Origin of the sequence: Gracilibacillus sp. D59 (genome assembly GCF_052246695.1) — a bacterium.
Classification (GTDB): Bacteria; Bacillota; Bacilli; order Bacillales; family Amphibacillaceae; genus Gracilibacillus.
In genome coordinates, this window is record NZ_JBQQCK010000007.1 from 151,672 (window position 1) to 176,453 (window position 24,782).

Annotated in this window: 18 protein-coding genes and 1 pseudogene; 16 read left to right on the forward strand and 3 right to left on the reverse strand. The window is 37.7% G+C overall.

Annotated elements, in window-relative coordinates:
* Positions 1–44 precede the first annotated feature (44 nt).
* From ACTWP4_RS13515 to ACTWP4_RS13580, 14 genes and pseudogenes are all read left to right on the forward strand, one after another.
* Positions 45–792, forward strand: a pseudogene (locus ACTWP4_RS13515) (MFS transporter); the annotation flags it as partial.
* Between the two features lie 160 nt (positions 793–952).
* Positions 953–1,633 (forward strand): heptaprenylglyceryl phosphate synthase, encoded by a 681-nt coding sequence (locus ACTWP4_RS13520; protein ID WP_443129300.1) that lies wholly within the window; start codon positions 953–955, stop codon positions 1,631–1,633.
* Between the two features lie 15 nt (positions 1,634–1,648).
* The gene (gene pcrA / locus ACTWP4_RS13525; protein WP_443129301.1) at positions 1,649–3,895 is read left to right on the forward strand and encodes a DNA helicase PcrA; all 2,247 of its coding nucleotides are present in this window, start codon (positions 1,649–1,651) and stop codon (positions 3,893–3,895) included.
* Positions 3,896–3,914: 19 nt separating this feature from the next.
* Positions 3,915–5,927 carry an NAD-dependent DNA ligase LigA gene (gene ligA, locus ACTWP4_RS13530; RefSeq protein WP_443129302.1) on the forward strand — a complete coding sequence of 671 codons (2,013 nt, stop codon included), beginning with the start codon at positions 3,915–3,917 and terminating at the stop codon, positions 5,925–5,927.
* Entirely contained in the window at positions 5,927–7,084 is a 1,158-nt protein-coding gene (locus ACTWP4_RS13535) for a CamS family sex pheromone protein (RefSeq protein ID WP_443129303.1), read from the forward strand. Before ligA ends, ACTWP4_RS13535 begins: the two co-directional genes overlap by 1 nt.
* Before the next feature lie 261 nt (positions 7,085–7,345).
* Positions 7,346–7,636, forward strand: coding sequence for an Asp-tRNA(Asn)/Glu-tRNA(Gln) amidotransferase subunit GatC (gatC, locus tag ACTWP4_RS13540; protein ID WP_443129304.1), 291 nt, complete (start codon positions 7,346–7,348; stop codon positions 7,634–7,636).
* A 12-nt stretch (positions 7,637–7,648) separates the two neighbouring features.
* Positions 7,649–9,118 (forward strand): Asp-tRNA(Asn)/Glu-tRNA(Gln) amidotransferase subunit GatA, encoded by a 1,470-nt coding sequence (gene gatA, locus ACTWP4_RS13545; RefSeq protein WP_443129305.1) that lies wholly within the window; start codon positions 7,649–7,651, stop codon positions 9,116–9,118.
* Positions 9,118–10,551 (forward strand): Asp-tRNA(Asn)/Glu-tRNA(Gln) amidotransferase subunit GatB, encoded by a 1,434-nt coding sequence (gatB, locus tag ACTWP4_RS13550; protein ID WP_443129306.1) that lies wholly within the window; start codon positions 9,118–9,120, stop codon positions 10,549–10,551. Before gatA ends, gatB begins: the two co-directional genes overlap by 1 nt.
* 197 nt (positions 10,552–10,748) lie before the next feature.
* Complete coding sequence (locus tag ACTWP4_RS13555; protein ID WP_443129307.1) at positions 10,749–11,687, forward strand: diacylglycerol kinase; 939 nt, start codon at positions 10,749–10,751, stop codon at positions 11,685–11,687.
* A gap of 194 nt (positions 11,688–11,881) precedes the next feature.
* A complete protein-coding gene (gene rlmD / locus ACTWP4_RS13560) occupies positions 11,882–13,258 on the forward strand; it encodes a 23S rRNA (uracil(1939)-C(5))-methyltransferase RlmD (protein WP_443129403.1) in 1,377 nt (458 codons plus the stop codon).
* A gap of 90 nt (positions 13,259–13,348) precedes the next feature.
* The gene (locus ACTWP4_RS13565; RefSeq protein WP_443129308.1) at positions 13,349–13,867 is read left to right on the forward strand and encodes a DUF1456 family protein; all 519 of its coding nucleotides are present in this window, start codon (positions 13,349–13,351) and stop codon (positions 13,865–13,867) included.
* A 241-nt stretch (positions 13,868–14,108) separates the two neighbouring features.
* Entirely contained in the window at positions 14,109–14,981 is an 873-nt protein-coding gene (locus ACTWP4_RS13570; RefSeq protein WP_443129309.1) for an AraC family transcriptional regulator, read from the forward strand.
* Between the two features lie 525 nt (positions 14,982–15,506).
* On the forward strand, positions 15,507–16,595 hold the full coding sequence (locus ACTWP4_RS13575; protein WP_443129310.1) for a DUF1611 domain-containing protein: 1,089 nt from the start codon (positions 15,507–15,509) through the stop codon (positions 16,593–16,595).
* Positions 16,592–17,668, forward strand: a complete 1,077-nt coding sequence (locus ACTWP4_RS13580) for an alanine/ornithine racemase family PLP-dependent enzyme (RefSeq protein ID WP_443129311.1) — start codon at positions 16,592–16,594, stop codon at positions 17,666–17,668. Before ACTWP4_RS13575 ends, ACTWP4_RS13580 begins: the two co-directional genes overlap by 4 nt.
* Positions 17,669–18,379: 711 nt before the next feature.
* On the opposite strand, the gene ACTWP4_RS13585 is transcribed toward ACTWP4_RS13580, so the two are convergent.
* Both ACTWP4_RS13585 and cudC read right to left on the reverse strand, forming a co-directional pair.
* Complete coding sequence (locus ACTWP4_RS13585) at positions 18,380–18,817, reverse strand: VOC family protein (RefSeq protein ID WP_443129312.1); 438 nt, start codon at positions 18,815–18,817, stop codon at positions 18,380–18,382.
* 454 nt (positions 18,818–19,271) lie between these two features.
* Positions 19,272–19,862 carry a choline uptake/conversion transcriptional regulator CudC gene (gene cudC / locus ACTWP4_RS13590; protein ID WP_443129313.1) on the reverse strand — a complete coding sequence of 197 codons (591 nt, stop codon included), beginning with the start codon at positions 19,860–19,862 and terminating at the stop codon, positions 19,272–19,274.
* A 233-nt stretch (positions 19,863–20,095) separates the two neighbouring features.
* On the opposite strand from cudC, the gene betB reads away from it, so the two are divergent.
* Both betB and betA read left to right on the forward strand, forming a co-directional pair.
* Positions 20,096–21,562 carry a betaine-aldehyde dehydrogenase gene (gene betB / locus ACTWP4_RS13595; protein ID WP_443129314.1) on the forward strand — a complete coding sequence of 489 codons (1,467 nt, stop codon included), beginning with the start codon at positions 20,096–20,098 and terminating at the stop codon, positions 21,560–21,562.
* Between the two features lie 141 nt (positions 21,563–21,703).
* Positions 21,704–23,389: a choline dehydrogenase gene (betA, locus tag ACTWP4_RS13600; protein ID WP_443129315.1), complete on the forward strand. Its 1,686-nt coding sequence runs from the start codon at positions 21,704–21,706 to the stop codon at positions 23,387–23,389.
* Between the two features lie 339 nt (positions 23,390–23,728).
* Here betA and ACTWP4_RS13605 read toward each other — a convergent pair whose 3' ends face one another.
* Positions 23,729–24,622 carry a glycine betaine ABC transporter substrate-binding protein gene (locus ACTWP4_RS13605; protein ID WP_443129316.1) on the reverse strand — a complete coding sequence of 298 codons (894 nt, stop codon included), beginning with the start codon at positions 24,620–24,622 and terminating at the stop codon, positions 23,729–23,731.
* Positions 24,623–24,782 lie beyond the last annotated feature (160 nt).

Genomic DNA, 24,782 nt, shown 5'->3' on the forward strand with positions numbered 1-24,782 from the left:
TGATTGCAATAACAAAACAAAGTAGGAAAGGATGTACCGACATGATGAATGTAAAAAAGCTTCAACTACCTTTACAAAATCTTAGCCTTGTAGTCGGCTTTATGTTTGGTTTTACTTTCATCTTTAATGAGTTTTACTAAACAGGATATAAGTTTAACGACGGAGCAAATATTCTTTATCACTGCAGTTCCTGTTATTTTAGGTTCTATTTTACGAGTTCCACTAGATTTTTACGCCAATTGTTTTGGGGCGCGGGGGTTATTTGTTTTAAGTTTCCTCCTTTTCTCCCAGTAGGCTATTTGGGAATCGCCAATACATTTTCCGATTTATTCATATACGGATTATTCCTAGGGATTGGTGGAGCAATTTTCTCCGTTGGGGTTACGTCCTTAGCAAAATATTATTCAGAAGAAAAACATGGTTTCGTGAACGGTATCTATGGTGTAGGTAATATCGGGAGTGCGATTACTTCATTTGGTGCACCAATCATCGCTGGTATGGTTGGCTGGCGAATGGCAGTTTTTACATTAATTATCCTCTTATTATTGTTTGTGTTACTTAATTTCTTAATGGGTGATCGTGATGAACCAAGAGTACAAACTTCGTTAAAACAACAGGTTTTAGGTGTCTATAAAAATAATAAACTATGTTTTTTACACGATTGGCAGCTTGTTAGTAGCACTGTTTGCTGGTATTGGAAATGGTACGATTTTTAAATTAGTTCCATTATATTTCTCTAACCAACCAGGGATTGTCAATAGAATTGTCGCTACGATGGGCGGATTAGGCGGTATGCGAATATAGATAATCAAATAATAGTCTGTGAACAATCTGTGTCAAAAAAATATATAAACATAAATTAAATAATTTCAACATGATATCATTCTAAAAAGGTGTATATTTTTGCTATAATGAAATAATGGATATAGAATCGTCATTGGAGGCTTAGATTGTGTATAATATCGACGAATGGAAACATATCTTCAAGTTAGATCCTGCAAAAGAGATCTCTGAAGAATTGATAGATAAAATATGTGAATCAGGAACAGATGCCATTATGGTCGGTGGTACAGACGATGTAACATTAGATGGTGTATTGCAATTGTTAAGTAGAATCCGCCGTCACACAGTGCCTGTTATTTTAGAAATATCTACTATCGAATCAGTCACACCAGGTTATGATTATTATTTCGTGCCAATGGTGTTAAACAGTCAAGATAAAAAATGGATGATGGATATCCAACATCAAGCGGTACTTGAATATGGCGACATTATTAATTGGGACGAAATGTTTGCCGAAGGGTATTGTATTATGAATGATCAGTCAAAAGTTTTTCAGCATGCTAATTGCAAGCTCCCAACACAAGACGAAGCGATTGCCTATGCAAGAATGGCAGAGCATTTATTCCGTTTACCTTTTTTCTATTTAGAATACAGTGGTACATACGGGGATCCGGGCCTTGTGAAATCAATCAGTCAAGAACTCAAACATACAAAATTCATTTATGGCGGTGGTATTGAAAAGAAAGAACAAGCCGCTGAGATAAGTGAATATGCCGATATCATAGTGGTCGGTAATGCACTATACGATAACCCGAAGGAAGCGTTAAAAACGGTAAAAGCAACAAAGTAAAAGGACGGTGTTACGATGAGTCGGATGATGCACGACTTGTTAAAAGGATTAAATAAAGAGCAGCGCGAAGCTGTACAACATACAGATGGTGCCTTACTAATTATGGCGGGGGCAGGAAGTGGGAAGACCCGCGTACTGACCCACCGTATTGCTTATTTGTTAGATGAAAAGGAAGTTTCACCGCGAAACATATTAGCGATTACCTTTACTAATAAAGCGGCACGTGAAATGAAAGAAAGAATAGCAGGCCTTGTTGGACCGGCTGGAGCTGATATATGGGTATCCACCTTCCACTCGATGTGTGTACGAATCCTGAGAAGAGATATCGACAGGATCGGATACAGTCGTAATTTTTCAATTATAGACAGTAGTGATCAGCTTACGGTCATCAAAAATATCGTAAAAGATAAAAATATTGATGCTAAGAAGTTTGAGCCGAGAGCGATACTCGGTGTGATCAGTAGTGCTAAAAACGAACTTATTACTGCTGAAAAGTTTGCGGAATCAGTAAACAACTTTTTTGATCGGCAAGTTTCCGAAGTATATAACGAATATCAGCGTCGTTTGCGTAAAAATCAAGCACTAGATTTTGATGATTTAATTATGCAGACGATTCACTTGTTTAAACGAGTGCCGGAAGTATTAGAATACTATCAGCGCCGTTTTCAATACATTCATGTCGATGAGTACCAGGATACCAACCATGCGCAGTATTCATTAGTTAAACAACTGGCAGCACGTTTTCAAAATCTCTGTGTTGTTGGGGACTCTGATCAATCGATCTATGCATGGCGTGGAGCGGATATTACTAATATTCTTTCTTTTGAAAAAGATTATCCTTCTGCACGTGTTGTCATGTTGGAACAAAATTATCGTTCCACAAAGTCGATTCTTCAAGCTGCCAACCAGGTGATTGAAAACAATATGGGTAGAAAACCGAAAAATTTGTGGACTGACAATCAAGATGGAAATAAAATTCGCTATTTCCAAGCGTCAACCGAACGCGAAGAAGGATTATTTGTTGCCGAGCGGATCGAACAATTAATCCAAGAAAATAAATATAAGCACAAAGATATTGCAATTCTTTACCGTACCAATGCGCAGTCACGTGCTATTGAGGAAACTTTTGTGAAAGCAAATATTCCGTATCAAATGGTCGGGGGCACCAAGTTCTACGATCGTAAAGAAATTAAAGATTTACTCGCTTATTTACGTTTAATCGTCAACCCAGATGATGATATCAGCTTTGTCCGTGTCGTAAATGTACCAAAACGTGGTATCGGAAAAACAACGATAGACAAGCTCCAAGCTTATGCTACGGCACACGATATTTCTTTATACACAGCAGTGCAGGAAATAGATTTTGTCGGTGTCAGTGCTAAAGCGGCTAAATCCTTAATGGAGTTTGGCCAGATGATTAAAAATTGGGAGCAACAACAGGAATTCCTTTCTGCCACTGATATGGTCGAAGAAGTCATTGCAAAAACCGGCTACGAAGAAATGCTCCATAATGAACGAAGTATTGAAGCAGAAACACGTCTAGAAAACATTGAAGAATTCAAAACCGTTACGAAACATTTTGAGGAGACAAATGAAGATAAAACATTAGTAAACTTCCTTACTGATTTAGCATTGGTCTCAGATATTGACCGTATGGACGATGATCCAACCGCAGATGACAGTGTGACGATGATGACATTACATGCGGCAAAAGGGTTGGAATTTCCCGTAGTCTTTCTGATCGGTATGGAAGAAAGTGTTTTTCCGCATAGCCGTTCATTGATGGATGAGGATCAAATGCAAGAGGAGCGACGCCTCGCCTACGTAGGGATTACTAGAGCAGAAGAGATGTTGCACGTCTCCCATGCGAAAATGCGGACATTATTTGGTCGAACGAACATGAACCCAATAAGCCGTTTTATTGACGAAATTCCAGATGACTTATTAGAAGGAAAAGAAGAACTACAGGAATCAATGTTTGGCTCACCGCTTGGGCGAATGGCCATTCAAGATCAGGACTTACCATTTGAAAAACAGCCAGAAAAACCAAAACGTAAACCAATACGTCATGTTAATCAAACAACTGGCGGAGAAAAAGAAGGTTGGAATGTAGGCGACAAAGCAAACCATAAAAAATGGGGGCAAGGAACAGTTGTGAAAGTAGATGGTTCAGGTGATGCGATGGAATTAGACATTGCTTTCCCAGCTCCAACAGGAATTAAACGACTACTCGCAAAATTTGCCCCAATTACAAAGGTGTAAAAAAGGAGGTGCTCACTAAATGACAGAACAAGAAGCACGTCAGAAATTAGCAACGTTAAGAGAAGAATTAACGAAATATAACTATCAATACCATGTGTTAGATAACCCGAGCGTACCGGATGCTGAATATGATGCAAAAATGAAGGAACTGAAAGCAATTGAGGCTGAATTTCCTGGTCTAATTACACCTGACTCACCTTCACAACGCGTAGGTGGAGAGCCATTAGATCAATTTGAGAAAGTCACTCATCGTGTACCGATGTTGAGTTTAGGCAATGCTTTTAATGAAGAAGAGTTAAAAGATTTCGATCGACGTGTTCGTGAAGGGTTAGAAACCGACAACGTTACTTATGTTTGCGAACTGAAAATCGATGGTCTTGCTATTTCATTACGTTATCAGGATGGTCTTTTCGTGCAAGGGGCGACACGTGGGGACGGGACGACAGGTGAGGATATTACCAGTAACCTGAAAACGATAAGAAGTATTCCATTAAGAATTAAGGACGGCTCCCCGATTGAAGTTCGTGGTGAAGCCTTTATGCCACAGAGTGCATTTGTCTCATTAAATGAAGCCCGTGAAGAAAACGGAGAAGAACCATTTGCGAACCCGCGTAATGCAGCGGCAGGATCTTTACGTCAGCTTGATCCGAAAATCGCGGCAAAACGTCATTTAGATATTTTCTTATATGCGGTAGGTGAATGGGAATCTGGTTCTTTAGAAACCCATAGTGAACGTCTAACTTATCTGCAAGAACTAGGTTTCAAAACCAATCCCGAGTGGCGAAAATGTAATGGTATCGACGAAGTGATCCAATATGTTGAAGAGTGGGTGGAAAAAAGAGCGACTCTTTCCTATGATATCGATGGCATTGTTATAAAGGTTGATAATCTTGAAGCACAGGAACAGCTGGGCTTCACTGCGAAAAGTCCGCGCTGGGCGATCGCCTATAAATTCCCAGCAGAAGAAGCGGTGACGAAACTAACTGATATTGAGTTAAGTGTTGGAAGAACAGGTGTTATCACACCAACAGCTATACTTGAGCCGGTTAAAGTGGCTGGTACTACTGTACAACGAGCATCACTTCACAATGAAGACTTAATCCAGGAAAAAGATATCCGTATTGGCGATACAGTTGTGATCAAGAAAGCGGGTGATATCATTCCTGAAGTGGTTCGAGTTGTTGAAGATATGCGAACAGAGGAGCAGCTGCCTTTCGCAATGCCAGAAACATGTCCATCTTGTGGAGACGAGCTTGTCCGCTTAGAAGAGGAAGTTGCTTTGCGTTGTATTAATCCAAACTGCCCAGCTCAGTTAAAAGAAGGTCTGATTCACTTTGTATCAAGACTGGCGATGAATATTGATGGACTTGGTGAAAAAGTAATCGAACAACTTTTCCAAGCTGAATATATTCACACGATTGCTGACCTTTACCGATTAGAGCGTGAAGAATTATTAAAACTAGAACGCATGGGCGAAAAATCGGTAGAAAACTTGTTAACAGCTATTGAAGATTCCAAGGAAAACTCACTGGAACGTGTACTATTTGGCCTTGGTATTCGCTATGTCGGTTCGAAGGCAGCAAAAACATTAGCAACTCACTTTGAAACCATTGACCGCCTACAGCAAGCTAGTTTTGAAGACTTAGTAGCGGTTGATGAAATTGGCGATAAAATGGCAGATTCAATTGTTCATTATTTTGAAGATGATAAAGTGAAACAGCTTATCTCTGAATTAAAAGATTTAGGCTTAAATCTCACTTACAATGGACCGAAAGTAAGTGAAGTTGTAGAAGATAGTCCATTTGCTGGCAAAACAGTTGTCTTAACAGGGAAATTAGCGATTTATACCAGACAAGAGGCAAAGCAGCAAATCGAAGCACTTGGTGGTAACGTAACAGGTAGTGTAAGTAAAAAGACAGACTTGCTGATTGCCGGGGAAGATGCTGGATCTAAATTAGCTAAAGCGAACAAATTAGATGTTGAAGTTTGGGATGAGTCAAAATTGCAGGAAGTATTAGAGGAGGAAGCATAGTGAAGAAGACTGTAATTAGCCTCTTCATTGTCGTATTAGTTTTAGCCGGATGCGCACCAGATTTTAGTGGTGAACAGGAAGATACAGTTGTCGATGAAAGTACAGATAAAACTTTACAAGAAACAGCGGTGATTCCGAAATATAATTTGGACGAAGAAAATTATCGCGTATTAATTGACTCTAATTTAAGCAAGGCAAGAGGGGTTATTACCAACCAAGTGGCCAATCGCCTGGATATTGATGAATTAGAGGAAGGATTACGTCGTCATTCAAAAGAAGTATATGATCCTGAGAAATACTATTTTCAGGAGGGTCAATATTTAACAGAAGATATATTATATAACTGGTTGGAACGGTTTGATAAAGACAAAGAACCATTAGGACTTAATCCAGAATTGAAAAAAGGTGAGAATGAAACAGACAAGGAAGCAGAAGAAAACAATCCCAAATACCTTTCCCATATTTTAGAACAAAACTACCTAACGAAATCAAAAGAAGATGCTGTTGAATTAGCGGGAATTTCCATTGGTATTGCAATGAAATCTGTTTACCGATTCCAGACAGAAATAGGTGGTCCTTATTACTATAAGGACATTTCAGAAAGTAAAATGATGAGTGAAGCTAATAAGATAGCAGGTAAGGTCGTACAAAGAATTCGTCAAATGGAAGGTCTGAAGAACGTGCCTATTATGTTAGCGATCTTCCGTGAAGAATCGCAAAATTCACTTGTACCAGGAAATTTTGTCGCTAAGACTAATATCGCTGCTGACAGTGCATCAGTCGGGGAATGGCAAGAAGTAAATGAAGAAAATGTGTTATTTCCATCTAATTATGGAGAGAATACCTATCCTGATGTATGGGGTACATTAGACGACTTCGAAACAGATATAGCCTCTTATTTTCCGAACTATGTAAGTGTGATTGGAAAGGGCTTTTTTCAAAATGGTGAGTTGCGTAAATTAACAGTAGAAATCCCGGTATCTTTTTATGGGAAGGCAGAATTAATTGGTTTTACACAATATGTCTATGGACTTGTTTTATCAGGATTTCCTAATGACTATCAATTAGAAATCAATATCACATCGGGTGAGAGACAAGAGGCCTTAATTGTAAGAGATGCAGGACAAGAAGAAGGATTTGTTCATATATACCGATAATTCTGTTCAAAAAAGTTTTGCAAAGATAGGATTAATGGTAAAATAAACGTTATGGATTTTATTTGCATGCTAGATAAATATATAATTTTAGCAAGTATTAATCGACGAAGGTAAAATGTTGTTAGTACAAGGTATAAGTAAAACTAAGGTTTTCGCCGGAAGAACATGTAGCCAAAGCGCACAAGGCATTCTTTAGCGGCGATAAGCCAAGTTTTTCAACATATAATAGTTAGTTTCCAATATATATGGAGGTGAATTAACATGGCAGAAATCTCAAAAGAACAAGTAAAGCACGTCGCAAATCTAGCACGTCTAGCTTTAAAAGATGAAGAAGTAGAAACATTCACTCAACAATTAGGAGATATCATTAATTACGCAGAGTTGTTAAATGAGTTGGATACCGATGACGTCAAGCCAACAACCCACGTATTAGATTTGAAAAATGTGATGCGTAAAGATGAGCCAAAAGAATGGATTAGGAAAGAAGATGCATTGAAGAATGCGCCAGATCAAAAAGATGGTCAATTCCGTGTACCATCAATTCTTGAATAAGGAGGGTTTCTTTTGTCACTTTTTGATTATACATTAAAAGAATTACAAGAAAAGCTACATAATAAAGAAATTACTGTTAGTGATCTTGTCGAAACTTCATATAACCGTATAAATGAAGTGGATGATCAAGTCAAAGCATTTTTGACATTAAACGAAGAAGAAGCAAAAAAACAAGCAAAAGAATTAGACGAAAAACTAGGTTCTGATGCCTCCATTTTATATGGTATGCCAATCGGAATTAAAGATAATATCGTAACGAAGGGATTACGGACAACTTGTGCAAGTCAAATCCTTGATAACTTGAACGATCCTTTATATGATGCAACCGTCATCCAAAAGTTAAACAAAGAAAAGACGATCAACATTGGAAAATTAAACATGGACGAGTTCGCGATGGGTTCTTCAACAGAAAACTCTAGCTATGAAAATACCCGAAATCCATGGAATACAGACTATGTTCCTGGTGGTTCCAGTGGTGGTTCTGCGGCAGCTGTAGCAGCAGGAGAAGTATTATTCTCACTAGGATCTGACACAGGTGGTTCGATCCGTCAACCAGCAGCATTCTGTGGTGTAGTTGGAATGAAACCTACATATGGTCTTGTATCTCGTTTTGGACTTGTTGCGTTTGCATCCTCACTTGATCAAATTGGACCAATTACAAGAACTGTAGAAGACAATGCACACTTACTACAGGCAATTGTTGGCCATGACAATATGGATTCTACTTCTGCCAATGTAGATATTCCAAACTATAGTGATGCATTCAAAGAAGATGTGAAAGGTTTACGTATTGCTGTACCGAAAGAATACTTACAAGAAGGGGTTAACCCGGAAGTAAAAGAGGCAGTTCTAGCTGCTTTAAAACAGTATGAAGAATTAGGTGCAACATGGGAAGAAGTTTCTTTACCACACTCTAAATATGCAGTTGCAGCCTATTACTTACTAGCATCATCAGAAGCAAGTGCCAACTTAGCTCGCTTTGATGGCGTTCGTTATGGTAAACGTACAGAGAAAAACGTCGACATGATTGATATGTTCAAAGAGTCTCGTGCAGAAGGCTTTGGTGATGAAGTAAAACGTCGTATCATGTTAGGAACATTTGCATTAAGCTCCGGTTATTACGATGCATACTATAAAAAAGCACAAAAAGTACGTACACTTATTAAAAATGACTTCGAAAAAATCTTCGATGAGTATGATGTAGTAGTTGGTCCAACAACACCAACACCAGCATACAAAGTCGGTGAAAAAATTGATGATCCATTAACAATGTATACTGATGATGTCTTAACAACGCCAGTAAACCTTGCAGGACTTCCGGGTATATCAATACCATGTGGTTTCTCAAGTGACGGTTTACCTATCGGACTGCAAATCATTGGTAGACACTTCGATGAATCAATGATCTATCGTACGGCATATGCTTACGAGCAAGCAACAGATCATCATAAGAAACGTCCTAATTTAGGAGGTGACCAATAATGACAAATTTTGAAACAGTTATTGGTTTAGAGGTACACGTTGAATTAAAAACGGCGTCGAAAATTTTCAGTCCAAGTCCTAATGCTTTTGGTTCAGAGCCAAACGCTAACGTAAACCCGATCGACTTAGGATATCCAGGTGTATTACCTGTATTAAATGAAGAAGCTGTCAATTATGCGATGAAAGCATCAATGGCGATCAACTGTGATATTGCAACAAATACTAAATTTGACCGTAAAAATTATTTCTATCCAGACAACCCGAAAGCTTACCAAATTTCACAATTTGATCAACCAATTGGGGAAAATGGCTGGATTGAAATCGAAGTAAATGGTGAGAAGAAAAAAATCGGAATCACACGACTTCATTTAGAAGAAGATGCAGGGAAATTAACACACGGTGATGATGGCTATTCTTTAGTGGACTATAACCGCCAAGGTACACCACTTGTCGAAATCGTATCAGAACCGGATATTCGTACACCAGAAGAAGCATATGCTTACTTGGAAAAACTAAAGAATATTATCCAATATACTGGTGTATCAGACTGTAAGATGGAAGAAGGTTCACTTCGATGTGACGCCAATATTTCCATTCGTCCAGTAGGGCAAAAAGAATTTGGTACCAAAACAGAATTGAAAAACTTAAACTCTTTCTCTTTTGTTCAAAAAGGGTTGGAATTCGAAGAAAAACGCCAACGTGAAGTATTACTAAACGGTGGTGAGATCCTTCAGGAAACTCGTCGTTACGATGAGCAAAAGAAAGAAACAATTCTTATGCGTGTCAAAGAAGGTTCTGACGATTATCGTTATTTCCCAGAACCAGATCTAGTTCCACTGTATATTGATGATGCATGGAAAGAACGCATTCGTGCCGAAATTCCGGAATTACCAGATGCACGCCGCGAGCGTTATGTCAAAGAGTTAGACCTGCCAGCATATGACGCGGGTGTATTAACAAGTACAAAAGAAATGTCTGACTTCTTTGAAGAGGCTATTGAAGCAGGTGCAGATGTTAAGCAAGCGTCCAACTGGCTAATGGGTGAAGTTTCAGCTTATATGAATAAACAACAAGTTGAAATCCAAGACTTGAAGATGACACCAGCAGCACTGGCGAAAATGATTCAGCTTATTGAGGATGGCACTATCTCCTCTAAGATGGCGAAAAAAGTCTTTGCAGAACTAGTGGAAAAAGGTGGAGACCCAGAAAAAATCGTCAAAGAAAAAGGACTTGTACAAATCTCTGATGAAGGTCAACTTCGCGAGATCATTACTGGAATCCTTGACGAAAACGAACAATCGATTATCGATTTCAAAAATGGTAAAGATAAGGCACTTGGCTTCCTCGTTGGTCAAACAATGAAAGCAACAAAAGGACAAGCTAACCCACCGATGGTAAACAAAATCATCAAAGAAGAAATGCAAAAGCGATAAAAAAGCTTGAAGGGCTGTGCAATACAAAGCACAGTCCTTTCTTCACGAGGTATATCCTTGTACCTAGTGAAGGGAAATACTTATCTCGCGACGAATCAATTGAAGGTTTGTGAGATAATAAGGGTAGTTTCCATTTACAAAATTAGGCAAAACAATTATGATGTAAGATAGGAAGTTACGTTAAGAGGAGAATGAGTATGAAACGTGCACGCATTATCTATAATCCAACGTCAGGTCGTGAGGCTTTCAAAAAAGAGCTGCCAGAAGTTTTAAGGCGCTTTGAAGAAGCAGGGTATGAAACATCTGCCCATGCGACTACATCTGAAGGTGATGCGATAAATGCTGCAAAAATTGCGGTAGAACGCAAATTTGATTTGATAATTGCTGCAGGTGGAGATGGCACCATTAATGAAGTCATACATGGTATGGCAGAGCAGGAATATCGACCACAATTAGCAATTATTCCAGTTGGGACAACCAATGACTTCGCAAGAGCATTAGGGATTCCTCGAGAAATCCAAAGAGCAGTTAGTGTAATCCTTGAGCATTATACTCGCAAGCTTGATATTGGTAAAGTAAATGATCATTATTTTATGAATATAGCAGGTGGCGGAAAGTTAACAGAATTAACTTACGAAGTCCCCAGTAAATTAAAAACGATGCTAGGTCAGCTCGCCTATTATTTAAAAGGGATTGAAATGCTTCCATCATTGAAACCAACGAAGGTTCAAATCGAGTACGATGGTAAATGGTTTGACGATGAAATCATGCTTTTCCTCGTCTCGAATACGAACTCTGTAGGAGGGTTTGAGAAAATTGCGCCTGAAGCTAGAATGGATGATGGTTATTTTGATCTAGTCATTCTGCGTAAGATAAATCTTGCCGAATTTGTCCGTATTGCTAGCCTTGCGACAAAAGGTGCACACCTAGAAGATAAACATATCTTTTACACGAGAGCAAATCGAATTAAAGTCCATACGGATGAAAAAATGCAGCTTAATTTAGATGGAGAATACGGTGGCCTGTTACCAGGTGAATTTGAAAACCTCTATCAGCATATCGAATTTTTTGTTTCCGAGGAATTTATCGAAAAACAAGCAAAAATCGAAGAAGCGGAGAGTGCCCGCTTAGAATAAAAGGTACATTCTGTCGGAGAATGTACCTTTATTTTTCGATAAAATAATAGGATTATTTCCCAGGAAATGATCAAATTAGACACAGTATTTTCTATTTGTCATTAGCTGTGATAAAATTTGGACAACATATGATAAGAGAGAATGTCGACTTGACGAAAGAAGGCATTTTACCTGAGAAAAAGGACGTTGATATTATGACAAAAACAGCCCCGCCTGTGAAGAAAAATCAAACAATCGAATTAACATTTGAAGATATTACACATGAAGGTGCTGGAGTCGGCAAGATAGACGGCTACCCACTTTTTGTTCCATATGGTTTACCTGGTGAAACTGCTGAAGTGAAAGTAATAAAGGTCAAAAAGAATTTCGGATTTGGTCGATTAATCGAAGTGACAGAGGAAAGTGAAGATCGTGTCAAACCACCATGTAATGTGTATTATAAATGTGGAGGTTGTCAGTTGCAGCACATGAGTTATGAGATGCAGCTCGAAATGAAACGAAATCAAGTCGAAAGCTCTTTAAGAAAGATCGGCCACATTGAAGATGTCCCGATTCATCCAACAATCGGGATGGAAGATCCTTGGCGATATCGGAATAAAGTTCAGATACCAGTAGGATCGAAAAATGGAGAATTAATTACTGGTTTTTATCGAAAAAAGAGTCATGAAATCATTGATGATATGGCCCGTTGCATCATTACAGATGAAGTCAATGACCGCATGGTAGAAGCAGTTCGTGAAACGGCTAATCGATTAGGCATCCCTCATTATGATGAGAAAAGCCACCGTGGTATATTACGCCATATCATGGTGAGATCTGGTCAAGAAACGAAGCAAACGATGGTCGTATTAGTTACAAAAAAAGAAAAAGTGCACGGTTTAGATACACTCATCCAAGAAATTACCGAAACGAATCCTCATGTTAAATCGATCGTTCAAAATATTAACCCTGATCGCACGAACGTGATTCTTGGTAAGAAAACGAAAGTAATATGGGGAGAAGAATATATTTATGATCAGATTGGAGATATCCGGTTTGCGATTTCTGCCAAATCATTTTATCAAGTAAACCCTCCTCAAACGAAAAAGTTATATGAAAAAGCATTAGAATACGCAAATCTTTCAGGAAATGAAACAGTGATTGATGCCTACTGTGGTATTGGGACAATCTCGCTATTTCTGGCACAACAGGCGAAAAAGGTATACGGTGTGGAAATCGTACCAGAAGCAGTAAGTGACGCCAAAGAAAACGCAAAACTAAATCATATTGACAATGTAGAATTTTTTGTAGGACAAGCAGAAAAGGTAATGCCATGGTGGCGAGCACAAGGCCTGCAACCAGATGTAATTGTAGTAGATCCGCCAAGAAAAGGTTGTGACGAAGCATTACTGGAAGCGATGCTAGAGATGAATCCAAAACGAATTGTTTACGTATCTTGTAATCCATCTACTTTAGCAAGAGATTTGCGGATATTAGAGGATGGCGGTTATGAGACAAAAGAAGTCCAGCCGGTAGATATGTTTCCTCAGACGACGCACATTGAGAATGTTTGTTGGTTGGAGAGACAATAGAAACAAACAAATATAATTTTATACAGGGTGCACTTTTTAGTGAAAAAGGGAACAGTCGGTCATTCTGTCCCCTTCATAGGAGGTTTATTGATGACTAATAACGATATATTAATTAGACTAAGGTACGCATTAGATATTAAAGATAAAGATATGGTAGAGATTTTTAAACTTGGTGGCATTGAAATGACAATAGAAGAAGTGCAAAAAATGCTCACAAAACCAAAAGACGTTTACGATTATGATGCTGAAGATGATTTTGATCCAGCTGATGATGAAGAGAGTATAAATGTAAATAATAAGACTTTAGAGTTATTTTTAAACGGCTTAATCATTTTTAAAAGAGGAAAACAAGAGCCAAAACCGGGACAGCCTGAAAGACCACCACTGTCCAATGAACCTGCAAATAACATTCTTCTAAAAAAATTAAAAATAGCACTAACTTTAACTAGTGAGGATATTATGGAAATATTAGAAGAGGTAGGCATCACTATTACCAAAAGTGAATTAGGAGCCTTATTGAGGAAAAAAGGACATAAGAATTTCAAAGAATGTGGAGATAAATATGCACGAAATTTCTTAAAGGGTTTGACTGTTAGGTATAGGGGATGAAGGTATAGGGAAATAATTCATCAGTAGTGCGATAAAACGTGGCTGTAAAATTAAATAGTAAATTTCCCACTTACAATAAACATTTCCGATTTCAGTGTCTACTCCAATAATTTCTCGGGTTTTTTTAATAAGAACCCGAGATTTTTATATGCAATTCTATATCCGACAATAACCGTTTCTTCTTTATCGGGTATTATTTTAAGATCGTTATTATAATTAATACATGTAGGAGGGAAAAGTGGTGCTAAAAAGTATGAACGAGGCGTTAGATTATATTGAATCACGATTATATGACGAGATTGATGATAACGAATTGGAGAGAATTACAGGAACCTCTGTTTATCATTTTCGCAGAATGTTTTCATTTCTTTCTGGTATGTCATTAGGTGAATATATACGTAATAGAAAACTATCTAACGCAACTTTTGACTTGTTGCATGAAGGAATGAGTGTAACTGAAACAGCATTCAAGTATGGTTATGAATCAGTTGATGGATTTTCACGTGCTTTTCGAGAATGGTCGGGAAATAGTCCATCAGAGGTCAAAAAGAAAAATAAGCTTAAAGCATTTCCAAAGCTCTCCTTTCAATTAACGATTCAAGGAGGAATAAATATGGAGTATAGAATCGAAAAAAAAGGGCCATTTAAAATTGTTGGGGTGAAAAAGAGGGTTCCAATTCAATTTGAAGGAGAAAATCAAGAAATAATAAAGTTAGCTAAGAGTATCACACCGGAACAAAGAAAAAAACTGCACAACTATGCAAACATCGAACCAAATCAAGTAGTGAATGTATCTTATAATTTCGATGATGGATTTATGGAGGAAAAAGGCAGTCTCGATCATATGATTGGTTTCTTAACTACAAAAGAGTCAGATTTTGATGAGTTTGATATAGTTGAAGTTCCTGATTTAACTTGGGCAATATTTTCATCTGAAGGTGCATTTCCCAAAATCATGCAAGAGACTATGGGGAAAATAGTTTCAGAGTGGCTCCCTTCTTCAGATTATGAATTAGTAGAAGCTCCTGGGATTTCGTTTACGGGAGATTTGTCTGATAGAAATAATGTTTATAGTGAAATTTGGGTCGCTGTTAAGAAGAAAGGTGAAAATTAGAAGTAGACACATCATTAAGTGATATGGTGCAACCTGGAGGGCTAATATTAAGAATTCAATTTTTAATATTAGTCCTGTTTAAAATAAAATATCTATGTACCAGATTGTTGTCATAATACTCCCGAAAAAATGCGATGCCTAAAATAAGAATTGAATTAAAGAATGTCTAGACATATTACATTTGGATCGTTACCTCTTTAATTAAAAAGAACTAAAAAATACTACCGTTTTCCCATTCTACTCTCCAGTCAAACATTATATCAACATAATATATAACCAGGCCGAATCTTCCTTTTTCTATTCCTTTTGGTTTTTAACACCATGCATTGAAAAATAAAACAAATACTTATCGTTAACTGTGCTATACTTATATGACGCATGAATATTTTAATATTCTGACAAAAACTACATTTTTAACTTATAGGCTATTTCTATATGGGATAGGTGTTATTTCCTTGAACAAAGATGTAAAATCTCTTTTGCGCAGAGATCTGGGTCAAAATAGATTTTAGGAGGAAAAGCCTTATGAAAGAAACAGCAATAGTATACTGTGAAAATAATTTTGGAACAATGGATGGAAAGACAGCTAATGGACTGGTTAGAAACTCAAGGAAATTTGATATCGTCGGAGTAATCGACAGTACAAAGGTTGGAATGGATGCAGGCGAATGCCTTGTGGGAGAACAGAATGGAATTCCTATATTCAAAAGTCTTATACATGCAATTGACAACTTACAGATTATCCCTGATCAATTCATTTACGGAATAGCTCCGTCTGAGGCATTTTTGAAAATAGAGGAGAGAAATCTTCTTTTTAGCGCGATGGAACTAGGGATGAATATTGTTAACCCTCTTCATGAATTTTTCACAGATGATGAGGAATTTATAAAGGTAGCAAAACAGTGTGATGTTACGATCCTTGACGTAAGAAAGCCTGTACCAAAAAAAGATATGCATCTTTTTTCTGGACGGATATTAAACATCGATACACCCGTAGTAGCCGTACTTGGTACGGATAGCGCAATAGGTAAGCGAACAACGTCGGTGCTGCTCGAAGATGCCTTACTTAAAAGGGGTCTAAATGTTGCTTTTATTGCTACTGGACAAACAGGGCTAATACAAGGCGCGAAATACGGTGTTGCTATAGATGCCATTCCTTCTCAGTTTATGACAGGCGAAATTGAAAACCAAATCATGAAAGCTTATGAAAACGATAATCCTGATATTATTATTGTTGAAGGCCAAGGGGCATTAAGTCATCCTGCATATATAAGTTCGTGTGGCATTATAAGAGGATCGAGACCTGGAGCGGTTATTATTCAACACGCACCTAAACGACCACACTTAGGTGATTTCAGTTATATAGAAATGCCCACGGTAAAAAGTGAAATCGATCTCATTGAAAACTTCTCAAAGGCAGAAGTAATTGCGGTGACTATCAACCATGAAAACATGTCTAATGAAGAACTGATGGCAACCATTTCAGAATATGAAGAGGATCTTAAACTTCCGACGACAGATGCTCTTAAATTAGGTTGCGACAAACTGATCAAAAGTATTTTTGATGCTTACCCAAAATTGATTAGCAAACAGAAAAAAGTATTGTTTAATTGAATCAGTCTATTTTACCGCGAATCGAAATTAACCTTGCGAAAATTGCACATAATGCAGCGAAGCTAGTTGAAATATACGGCTCTGAAAACATCGAGCTAATGGGCGTTACAAAAACAGTATGTGGTGCTCCTGAAATAGCAAAAACATTATTGGATCAGGGTATTCACATGCTCGCAGATTCCAAATTGGTAAATTTAAAAAAAATGCGTGATGCAGGAGTTAAGGCAAATTTTGTTTTATTAAGAATACCAGCTTTAAGTGAAATTGATTCAGTTATAAAAAATGCAGATATTAGCATTAACACTGAACTTTCTGTTATTAAAAAATTATCTGAAGCTGCTTTAGGAAATAATATCGTGCATAAAATTATTCTAATGATCGAAATGGGAGATTTAAGAGAAGGGATTATGCCCGAAAATCTTGAGTATTTTATTCAAGAGGTCTTGGTGTTTAAAGGGGTTAAAATGGTTGGTATTAGTGTAAACTTTGCGTGTTTTGGAGGAGTCAAACCAAACGACCAAAAAATGAACGATTTATCTAAACTGACTAGCGAAGTTGAAAGGAAATTTTCTCTTCCTCTTACATATGTATCAGGTGGAAACTCGGCCAATTATAATTGGTTTATGACAACAGATAGTGTTGGGAAGGTTAACAACTTAAGGTTAGGTGAATCAATTTATTTAGGACGTGAAACTTTAAACCGAAAGGCAATTCCAGATTTATATACTGACGCGTTTACTTTCGTTACAGAAATTATTGAATCGAAAACAAAACCATCTATACCTTATGGAGAAATAGGTCAGAATGCTTTTGGGGACGTTCAGCAATTTGAAGATCGTGGACAGATAAGTAGAGTTATTCTTGGAGTAGGAAGCCAAGATGTACTGGTGGCTGGACTAATACCAATGTTGGATATTGAAATTCTTGGTTCCAGCAGTGACCATACTGTCATCGATGCCAAAAAAAATAACTTATTGGTAGGAGATGAAGTAACTTTCAATCTTAACTATGGTGCACTTCTTTCTATAATGACATCCCCATATGTATTTAAAAAATACATCAATACCATTTAGGCAATCAGTACAGGATCTTGATACTATCTTTTTATCTGCGATCACCATCAAAGCCATGTGGAGTGTTGTGTACAAATTGTTTTAAAGGTGTAGATTTAAACTACACTCTCACCATTTTACAATAACCATAGGGTAAAAACCGATTTCCATAAAAATAATCTTTTATCCAGGCGTTTTGAAAGTATTGAGAGGAACGATAGATTTTCCGTTTCTTTGACTCTTTTAAACGTTTTTTTGTTGTATCCTTATTCTTCATCGTATGCAGCTGTGTAAATGGTACCTTCTTTGTCTTTTACATTATAAACACCCCCATCCCAATTAAGTTGTAAACGTTTATCGAATAAATATCCTTACACAAGTGAACGTTTTCGACGTTTGGGTAGAAAAATTGCTTGAAGGTTGACAGATAAAGTGAGACTATGATCAGCGGGGGTTTTGACCCCCGCTGATCATTAGCGAAACTTATCCTTGTGTTACTTGAAGCTTGAAGGGGGCTTACAGACGGTTAGCACCGTGATATAACATAATTGTTGGATGTGGGATAGAGTTATCGATAGTTATAGTCTCACAACCATGGATAAACAGAAAGAAAACAACTTACATAAAAAGAATAGATCTGATTTATTCGCAGATCTATTCTTTTTGTTCTTTGGCGTTAGATGAAGCTTCCATAATTGCGCCCTTTTGCTTAACAAAAGTTTCCCTCAATATTTATTTGATTTTCTCCGCAAACTCTAAAATAATCCCTTCTGGCCCACGAACGTAGCATAATTTATAAATGTTTTTGTAGTTTTGTATCTCACCGAAAAGTTCTGCGCCTTTCTTTTTCAACTTGCCAACAACGGCTTCAATATCTTCAACAGCAAATGCAATATGCTGGATACCCAAGGTATTTGCAAAAGATTCCTGAATACCTTTTTCATCTGACGGCGTATGGAATTTGACCAGCTCCAAAGTTGCCTGGCCGTCTGGCATCCCAAACATTACTACCGTCTCTCTAACGTCATTAAGGCCGATTATTTGTTCCACCCACTCTCCTTTGACTTCTGTTTCCCCTAGCATTTCAAGTCCAAGGTCAAGAAAAAAGACCTTAGCGGCAGGAAGATCTTTTACGATAACACCCACATGATCTATTCTATGGATTTTCATATCTCATCCCTCCTATATTCCTAAAGTTTATCACATATGTATTCTAAATATTTCTTCTCGATTGCTTGTCTACCCCGCTTTTGTATAAGCTTTGTTTACCGTAGTAATGCAGCAAGCCACAAATAATAGTTCTGTTACCTTCGCTTTATCTTTTATATATTTTTGCTGCGGGATCTTTTAGAATAATAATCTTTTATTACTAATTAATCTCGCAAGTATACGTTAGTATTCGTAGCGAGGTTATTATAAATCTAGTTAAGTAACTTGTTAAAAGTAAAAGCTACCGTTTGCTTTAGAAGGAATTACCGTGACAAAAACTTCCCTTTGCTTAGTTTGTCCCTTTCGTAATTCCCCCTTATATCTATATAATTGCGGTTGTTACCGTGGCATGATAAAAAAACAGCCTTTCCGCATAGCGAGAGGCTGTTTTCCATTTCTTCACTAACATATTTGGTTAATCTTCATCGTGATTGTGATCTTCTGGATTATCTTCAATTGGTAAGAATTTAAATATCTCACCAGATTCAATGGATTGAGCAAGTCGCTCCAACCAGTGGCAATAGTTCTTATATTCCTCGAGTTGCTGTAAATCTTGCTCAGCTCGTTGTTTCATTTCTTCATTAATTTCCTCATCATTTAATACTTGTTCTAGTTTCTCTATAGCATCATTGATGGACAAGAGATTTATTTTCGCTTCCCTTTCCCACCTATCCCCAAAGAAGTGGGAAAAATATTGGAAGAAATTCTTCTCGGCGATAAATAAATCCCTACGAGAGCCTTTTTTCCAGACTTTCTTTACAATATTGATATCTTGTAACTTTCGGACCGCAGTGCTCATGCTCGGCTTACTCATTCCAAGATCATCTTTCATATCATCAAGAGTCAATGGATTGTGCTTGAAATACATGGTTGCGTATAATCTTCCGATTGATGGTGTGACGCCGTAAAGATCCATTGTTTCGGCAATGGAGTTAATGACTACACGTTCTGCATCCTCAAGCAATTCTTCGGCTTTCTGTTGTTTTTTATCTTTTTTATCATCCAATGTTATCCCTCTCTTCATCATATTATGTTTGGCATATTATTAGAATTTAAATGGTTAAATATATATTTAACTACTTTAATTTTAACTATACCTTATCTTACGAGGATGTCAAAAATTATTTAATCGAAAATAGAAGCTGGTTTACAAAAAAATGCTACTGTGATAGTATAAATTTAAATTGTTAAAAACGTTAAATAAAAATTTAACAAAATTAATATAGGGAGTGAACTATTATGAAAAAAATGTTCATCAACGGGCAATGGATTGAGGCCCACTCCGGAGATAGCAGAAGTATCATCAACCCGTTCAATCAGGAAATTATTGCAACAGTCGCTGAAGGGGACGCAGAAGATACGAAACTAGCTATCTCTTCAGCTCGTGAAGCTTTTGATCATGGAGCATGGAAGCATACACCTGCGAGTGAACGAGGTAAAAAAGTACTCCAGATCGCTGAATTAATTGAAAGAGACAAGGAAGAACTAGCAGAACTAGAATCTCTTGATACAGGAAAAACAATCGTTGAAAGCCGTGCAGATATGGACGATATTGCAGAGGTTTTTCGTTATTTTGCCGGTTTAGCTGATAAAGATGGTGGAGAAATGATTGAACCACCTATTCCGAATAGCCAAAGTAAAGTTGTTCGTGAACCGGTAGGAGTTTGTGGTCAAATTACACCTTGGAATTACCCACTTTTACAAGCAGCTTGGAAAATTGCTCCCGCACTTGCGACTGGAAATACAATTGTAATGAAACCTAGTGAAATCACACCGTTAACCACTATTAAAGTGACGGAATTAATGGAAGAAGTAGGTTTTCCGAACGGCGTAGTCAATCTTGTTCTTGGTAAAGGTGCGACGGTTGGTAACGAACTAGCTGTGAGTCATGATGTCGATCTCATATCTTTCACGGGAGGCATTGCGACAGGTAAAAAGATTATGCAAGCAGCAAGCGGAAATGTGAAAAAAATTGCGTTAGAACTTGGGGGAAAAAATCCTAATATTGTCTTTGCTGATGCTGATTTTGATACGGCACTTGATCAGGCATTGAATGCTGTTTTCTTCCATGCTGGTCAGGTTTGTTCAGCAGGGGCTAGGTTACTTATTGAAGATTCCATTCACGACCGTTTTGTCGAGGCACTTGCTGAAAGAGCCAAGCGCATTAAATTAGGCAATGGATTTGATGAAGAAACGCAATCTGGTCCATTAATTTCAGCAGAGCATCGAGAAAAAGTGGAAAAATACGTGGAAATCGGAAAACAAGAAGGTGCTAACGTATTGATTGGTGGCTCTCGTCCTGAAGATCCTGAGCTGCAAAACGGCTTCTTTTATTTACCTACTATATTTACTGACTGTCATTCTGATATGCGGATAGTGCAAGAGGAAGTATTCGGTCCTGTTTTAACGATCGAACGTTTTAAAGATGAAGAAGGAGCAGTGCGTCTGGCTAATGACACGATCTATGGTCTTGCCGGTGCAGTATGGTCAACTGATGTTGATAAGGCGGAACGTGTTGCATCTGAATTGCGGATGGGTACAGTGTGGATCAACGACTTTCACCCATATTTTGCACAGGCTCCATGGGGTGGATATAAACAGTCTGGAATTGGACGCGAGTTAGGCAAAACTGGATTAGAAGAATACACAGAAACGAAACATATTTATCGCAATCTAAAACCAGAACCTCTTAATTGGTTTAAGTAACTAATAACTATCATCAGTAGTTTCTTCGATATATCTAGGCTTGAAGTGGTTATTTTACAAACGATTATGTTGTTCCAATAACTGAATGACGTTTTTGATGAATTTTTTATTTCTACATTCGAAATTTAAGGAGGTTATAAAATGAGTGAAACATTTGACTATGTAATCATCGGTGGTGGTAGTGCAGGTTCTGTACTTGGTAACCGCCTTAGTGAAGATGGAAAACACAGTGTTCTCCTATTAGAGGCAGGACGTAGTGACTATCCATGGGATCTATTAATTCAAATGCCAGCAGCTTTACCGTTCCCTGCTGGAAAAAGTTTATACGACTGGAAATATGAATCTGACCCTGAACCTTATATGGGTGGTCGACGAATTAAACATGCTCGTGGCAAGGTGCTTGGTGGTTCAAGTTCGATCAACGGCATGATTTACCAGCGCGGCAATCCAAAGGATTATGAACGTTGGGGAAAAGATCAAGGTATGGAAACATGGGATTTTGCACACTGTCTTCCGTATTTTAAACGCTTGGAAAATGCTATAGCAGCAGATCCAGATGATGAACTTCGTGGCCACAATGGTCCTATCAAACTGGAACGTGGACCAGCAAAAAATCCTTTATTCCAAGCCTTTTTTGATGCAGCTGTTGAGGCTGGGTATTCTCGAACACCTGATGTGAATGGTTATCGTCAAGAAGGATTCGGTCCATTTGACAAGCATGTTTATAAAGGTAGACGAATGTCCGCTTCACGTGCTTATTTACATCCGTTTAAGAACCGTAAGAATCTCACTATAAGAACACGTGCTTTCGTGACCAATATCGATATAAACGGTGACAAAGCAGAAGGTGTCACATATAAACGCAATGGAAAGATGCATTATGTCAAGGCAGGTGAAGTGATACTTGCAGGTGGTGCAATTAACACGCCACAACTACTACAACTATCAGGTGTGGGTGATGCAAAACATCTACGCTCAGTTGGAGTTAAACCGAAAGTTGATCTTCCTGGTGTTGGTGAAAACCTTCAGGATCACCTAGAAGTTTATATCCAATACGCATGTCCAAAACCGGTATCCGAACAGCCTAACTTAAATAAATTGCGGATGCCTTGGATCGGTTTACAGTGGTTACTTGGTCGTAAAGGTCCAGCAGCTACCAACCATTTTGAAGGTGGCGGTTTTGTCCGTTCGAACGATGATGTTGACTATCCAAATTTAATGTTCCATTTCCTTCCGGTAGCGGTCAGATATGATGGACAAAAAGCGGACACTGATCATGGATTCCAGGTACACGTTGGACCTATGTACTCTGATGCTCGAGGATCTTTAAAGATTCGTTCAAAAGATCCAAAAGAACATCCAAGTATGGTCTACAACTACCTTTCCACCGAACAGGATCGCCGTGAGTGGGTGGAAGCAATTCGAGTTTCAAGAGAAATTATGTCACAACAAGCGATGGCACCTTACAATTCAGGAGAAATATCACCAGGTCGCTCTGTTCAAACTGATGATGAGATTTTGGAATGGGTGGCAAATGATGCAGAGACTGCACTACATCCGTCGTGCACGGCAAAAATGGGGCCAGACTCAGACCCTATGGCTGTCGTAGATCCGAATACGATGAAAGTCCATGGACTTGACAATTTACGAGTAGCTGATGCATCTGCTATGCCTTACGTCACCAACGGTAATATTCATGCACCGGTGTTAATGCTAGCAGAAAAGGCTGCAGACTTAATTCTTGGAAAAGATCCTCTTAAGCCTATTTATGCCGACTATTATCGTCATGGCGTGGATCCGGCTGACGCAGGGACAGTAACTAGATAAACCAAATAACGTTTTCGATGAGAAGGACTCATTCTGAATGTATTACCCCCTTTTAGAAATATAGTTAGAGCATTAAATTGCAAAAAAAAAGCAATTTAATGCTTTTTTTTTATCTCGGTGCTATTCCATCCGTAATACCCTACTCACTTTATCTTTACATTCGCGACTATAAAGTAACAAAAAGAGGGAATAGGAGTGTCTTTTTTCTTTTTGGTAAGCATCATCAGATCAATAAGCACCACCACATTTAGTATAGAGTGATAAGAACTCGAAAAGACTACATAAATGCAAAAAGAAGCTAACCTCAAAATGAGAGGTTAGCTTCTAATTTACCTTGTCTTATTTTACCCATTTATTAACCAATTCTTGATTCTCATCGATCCATTTCTTAGCCCCATCAAGTGGTTCTTCAGCATCTTCTACATAGTCGATTAGTTTACCGATTTGTTCATCATTCATCTTCCAATTTTTAAACCATTCGCTAACTTTTGGATAATCCTCACTAAATCCATCTCTAGTAGCATGATGAATTTTTTCTACTCCACCGTAAGTGTTTTGCGGATCTTTTAGGAATTTCAAATCATATTTGGAGAATATCCAGTGTGGCGTCCAAAGAGGTGCCACGATTGGTTCTTCACTTTCTACTGCTTCTCCAATCTGAACTAACATCGTAGCTTCAGAGCTTGTTAACAGCTCAAACTCAAGATTATAATCTTCAATTACTTCTTTCGTAACATCCATTGTACCTGCGCCAGGGTCAAAACCAATGATTTCCCCACCAAACAGTTCTTTATGTTCATTTAAGTCCTCTATACTATTTACTTCTTCTAAATAGGTTGGAACAGCAAGTCCAACTTTGGCATTATCAAACCAAGTAGCTTCTGAAAAATTAACCGTATCTTGATATTCTTTAAAATAATTAGCATCTTGAACTGGTAACCATATTTCTAAATGAGCATCCAGATCACCACTCTCTAAAGCTTGCATCATCACACCCATGTCCAATACATTTAACTTAACATTATAACCTTTATCTTCTAAAATTGCTTTCCACATATTTGTTACGGCGATATTTTCAGCCCAATTAATTTGCCCAATTGTTATTTCTTCACCATTTATTTCTGACTCTGTTTCTTCACTGTTCGACGCATCTTTGGTACCTCCACAGGCTGTCAGTACAGCAATCATTAACAGTACTAAAATAATACTAAGTTCTTTTCTACATTTGTTCATTGTTGAAAACTTCCTTTCTATATATATTTAAAATATTTCAAATATAAAATTTGTTTAGAAATATTTTAATAATAACACAAAATAAAAACTCATCTCCTATTCAGAAGAGATAAGGCATATATTCATATAGTGAGCTATTTCTATTAATTAAATCATAACA

Bases quoted from the DNA above. Each gene is read 5' to 3' on its own strand.
- pcrA (WP_443129301.1), top strand. From the start codon at position 1,649: ATGAGTCGGATGATGCACGACTTGTTAAAAGGATTAAATAAAGAGCAG.
- ligA (WP_443129302.1), top strand. From the start codon at position 3,915: ATGACAGAACAAGAAGCACGTCAGAAATTAGCAACGTTAAGAGAAGAA.
- gatC (WP_443129304.1), top strand. From the start codon at position 7,346: ATGGCAGAAATCTCAAAAGAACAAGTAAAGCACGTCGCAAATCTAGCA.
- gatB (WP_443129306.1), top strand. From the start codon at position 9,118: ATGACAAATTTTGAAACAGTTATTGGTTTAGAGGTACACGTTGAATTA.
- ACTWP4_RS13555 (WP_443129307.1), top strand. From the start codon at position 10,749: ATGAAACGTGCACGCATTATCTATAATCCAACGTCAGGTCGTGAGGCT.
- rlmD (WP_443129403.1), top strand. From the start codon at position 11,882: ATGACAAAAACAGCCCCGCCTGTGAAGAAAAATCAAACAATCGAATTA.
- ACTWP4_RS13565 (WP_443129308.1), top strand. From the start codon at position 13,349: ATGACTAATAACGATATATTAATTAGACTAAGGTACGCATTAGATATT.
- ACTWP4_RS13575 (WP_443129310.1), top strand. From the start codon at position 15,507: ATGAAAGAAACAGCAATAGTATACTGTGAAAATAATTTTGGAACAATG.
- ACTWP4_RS13585 (WP_443129312.1), bottom strand. From the start codon at position 18,817: ATGAAAATCCATAGAATAGATCATGTGGGTGTTATCGTAAAAGATCTT.
- betB (WP_443129314.1), top strand. From the start codon at position 20,096: ATGAAAAAAATGTTCATCAACGGGCAATGGATTGAGGCCCACTCCGGA.
- betA (WP_443129315.1), top strand. From the start codon at position 21,704: ATGAGTGAAACATTTGACTATGTAATCATCGGTGGTGGTAGTGCAGGT.
- ACTWP4_RS13605 (WP_443129316.1), bottom strand. From the start codon at position 24,622: ATGAACAAATGTAGAAAAGAACTTAGTATTATTTTAGTACTGTTAATG.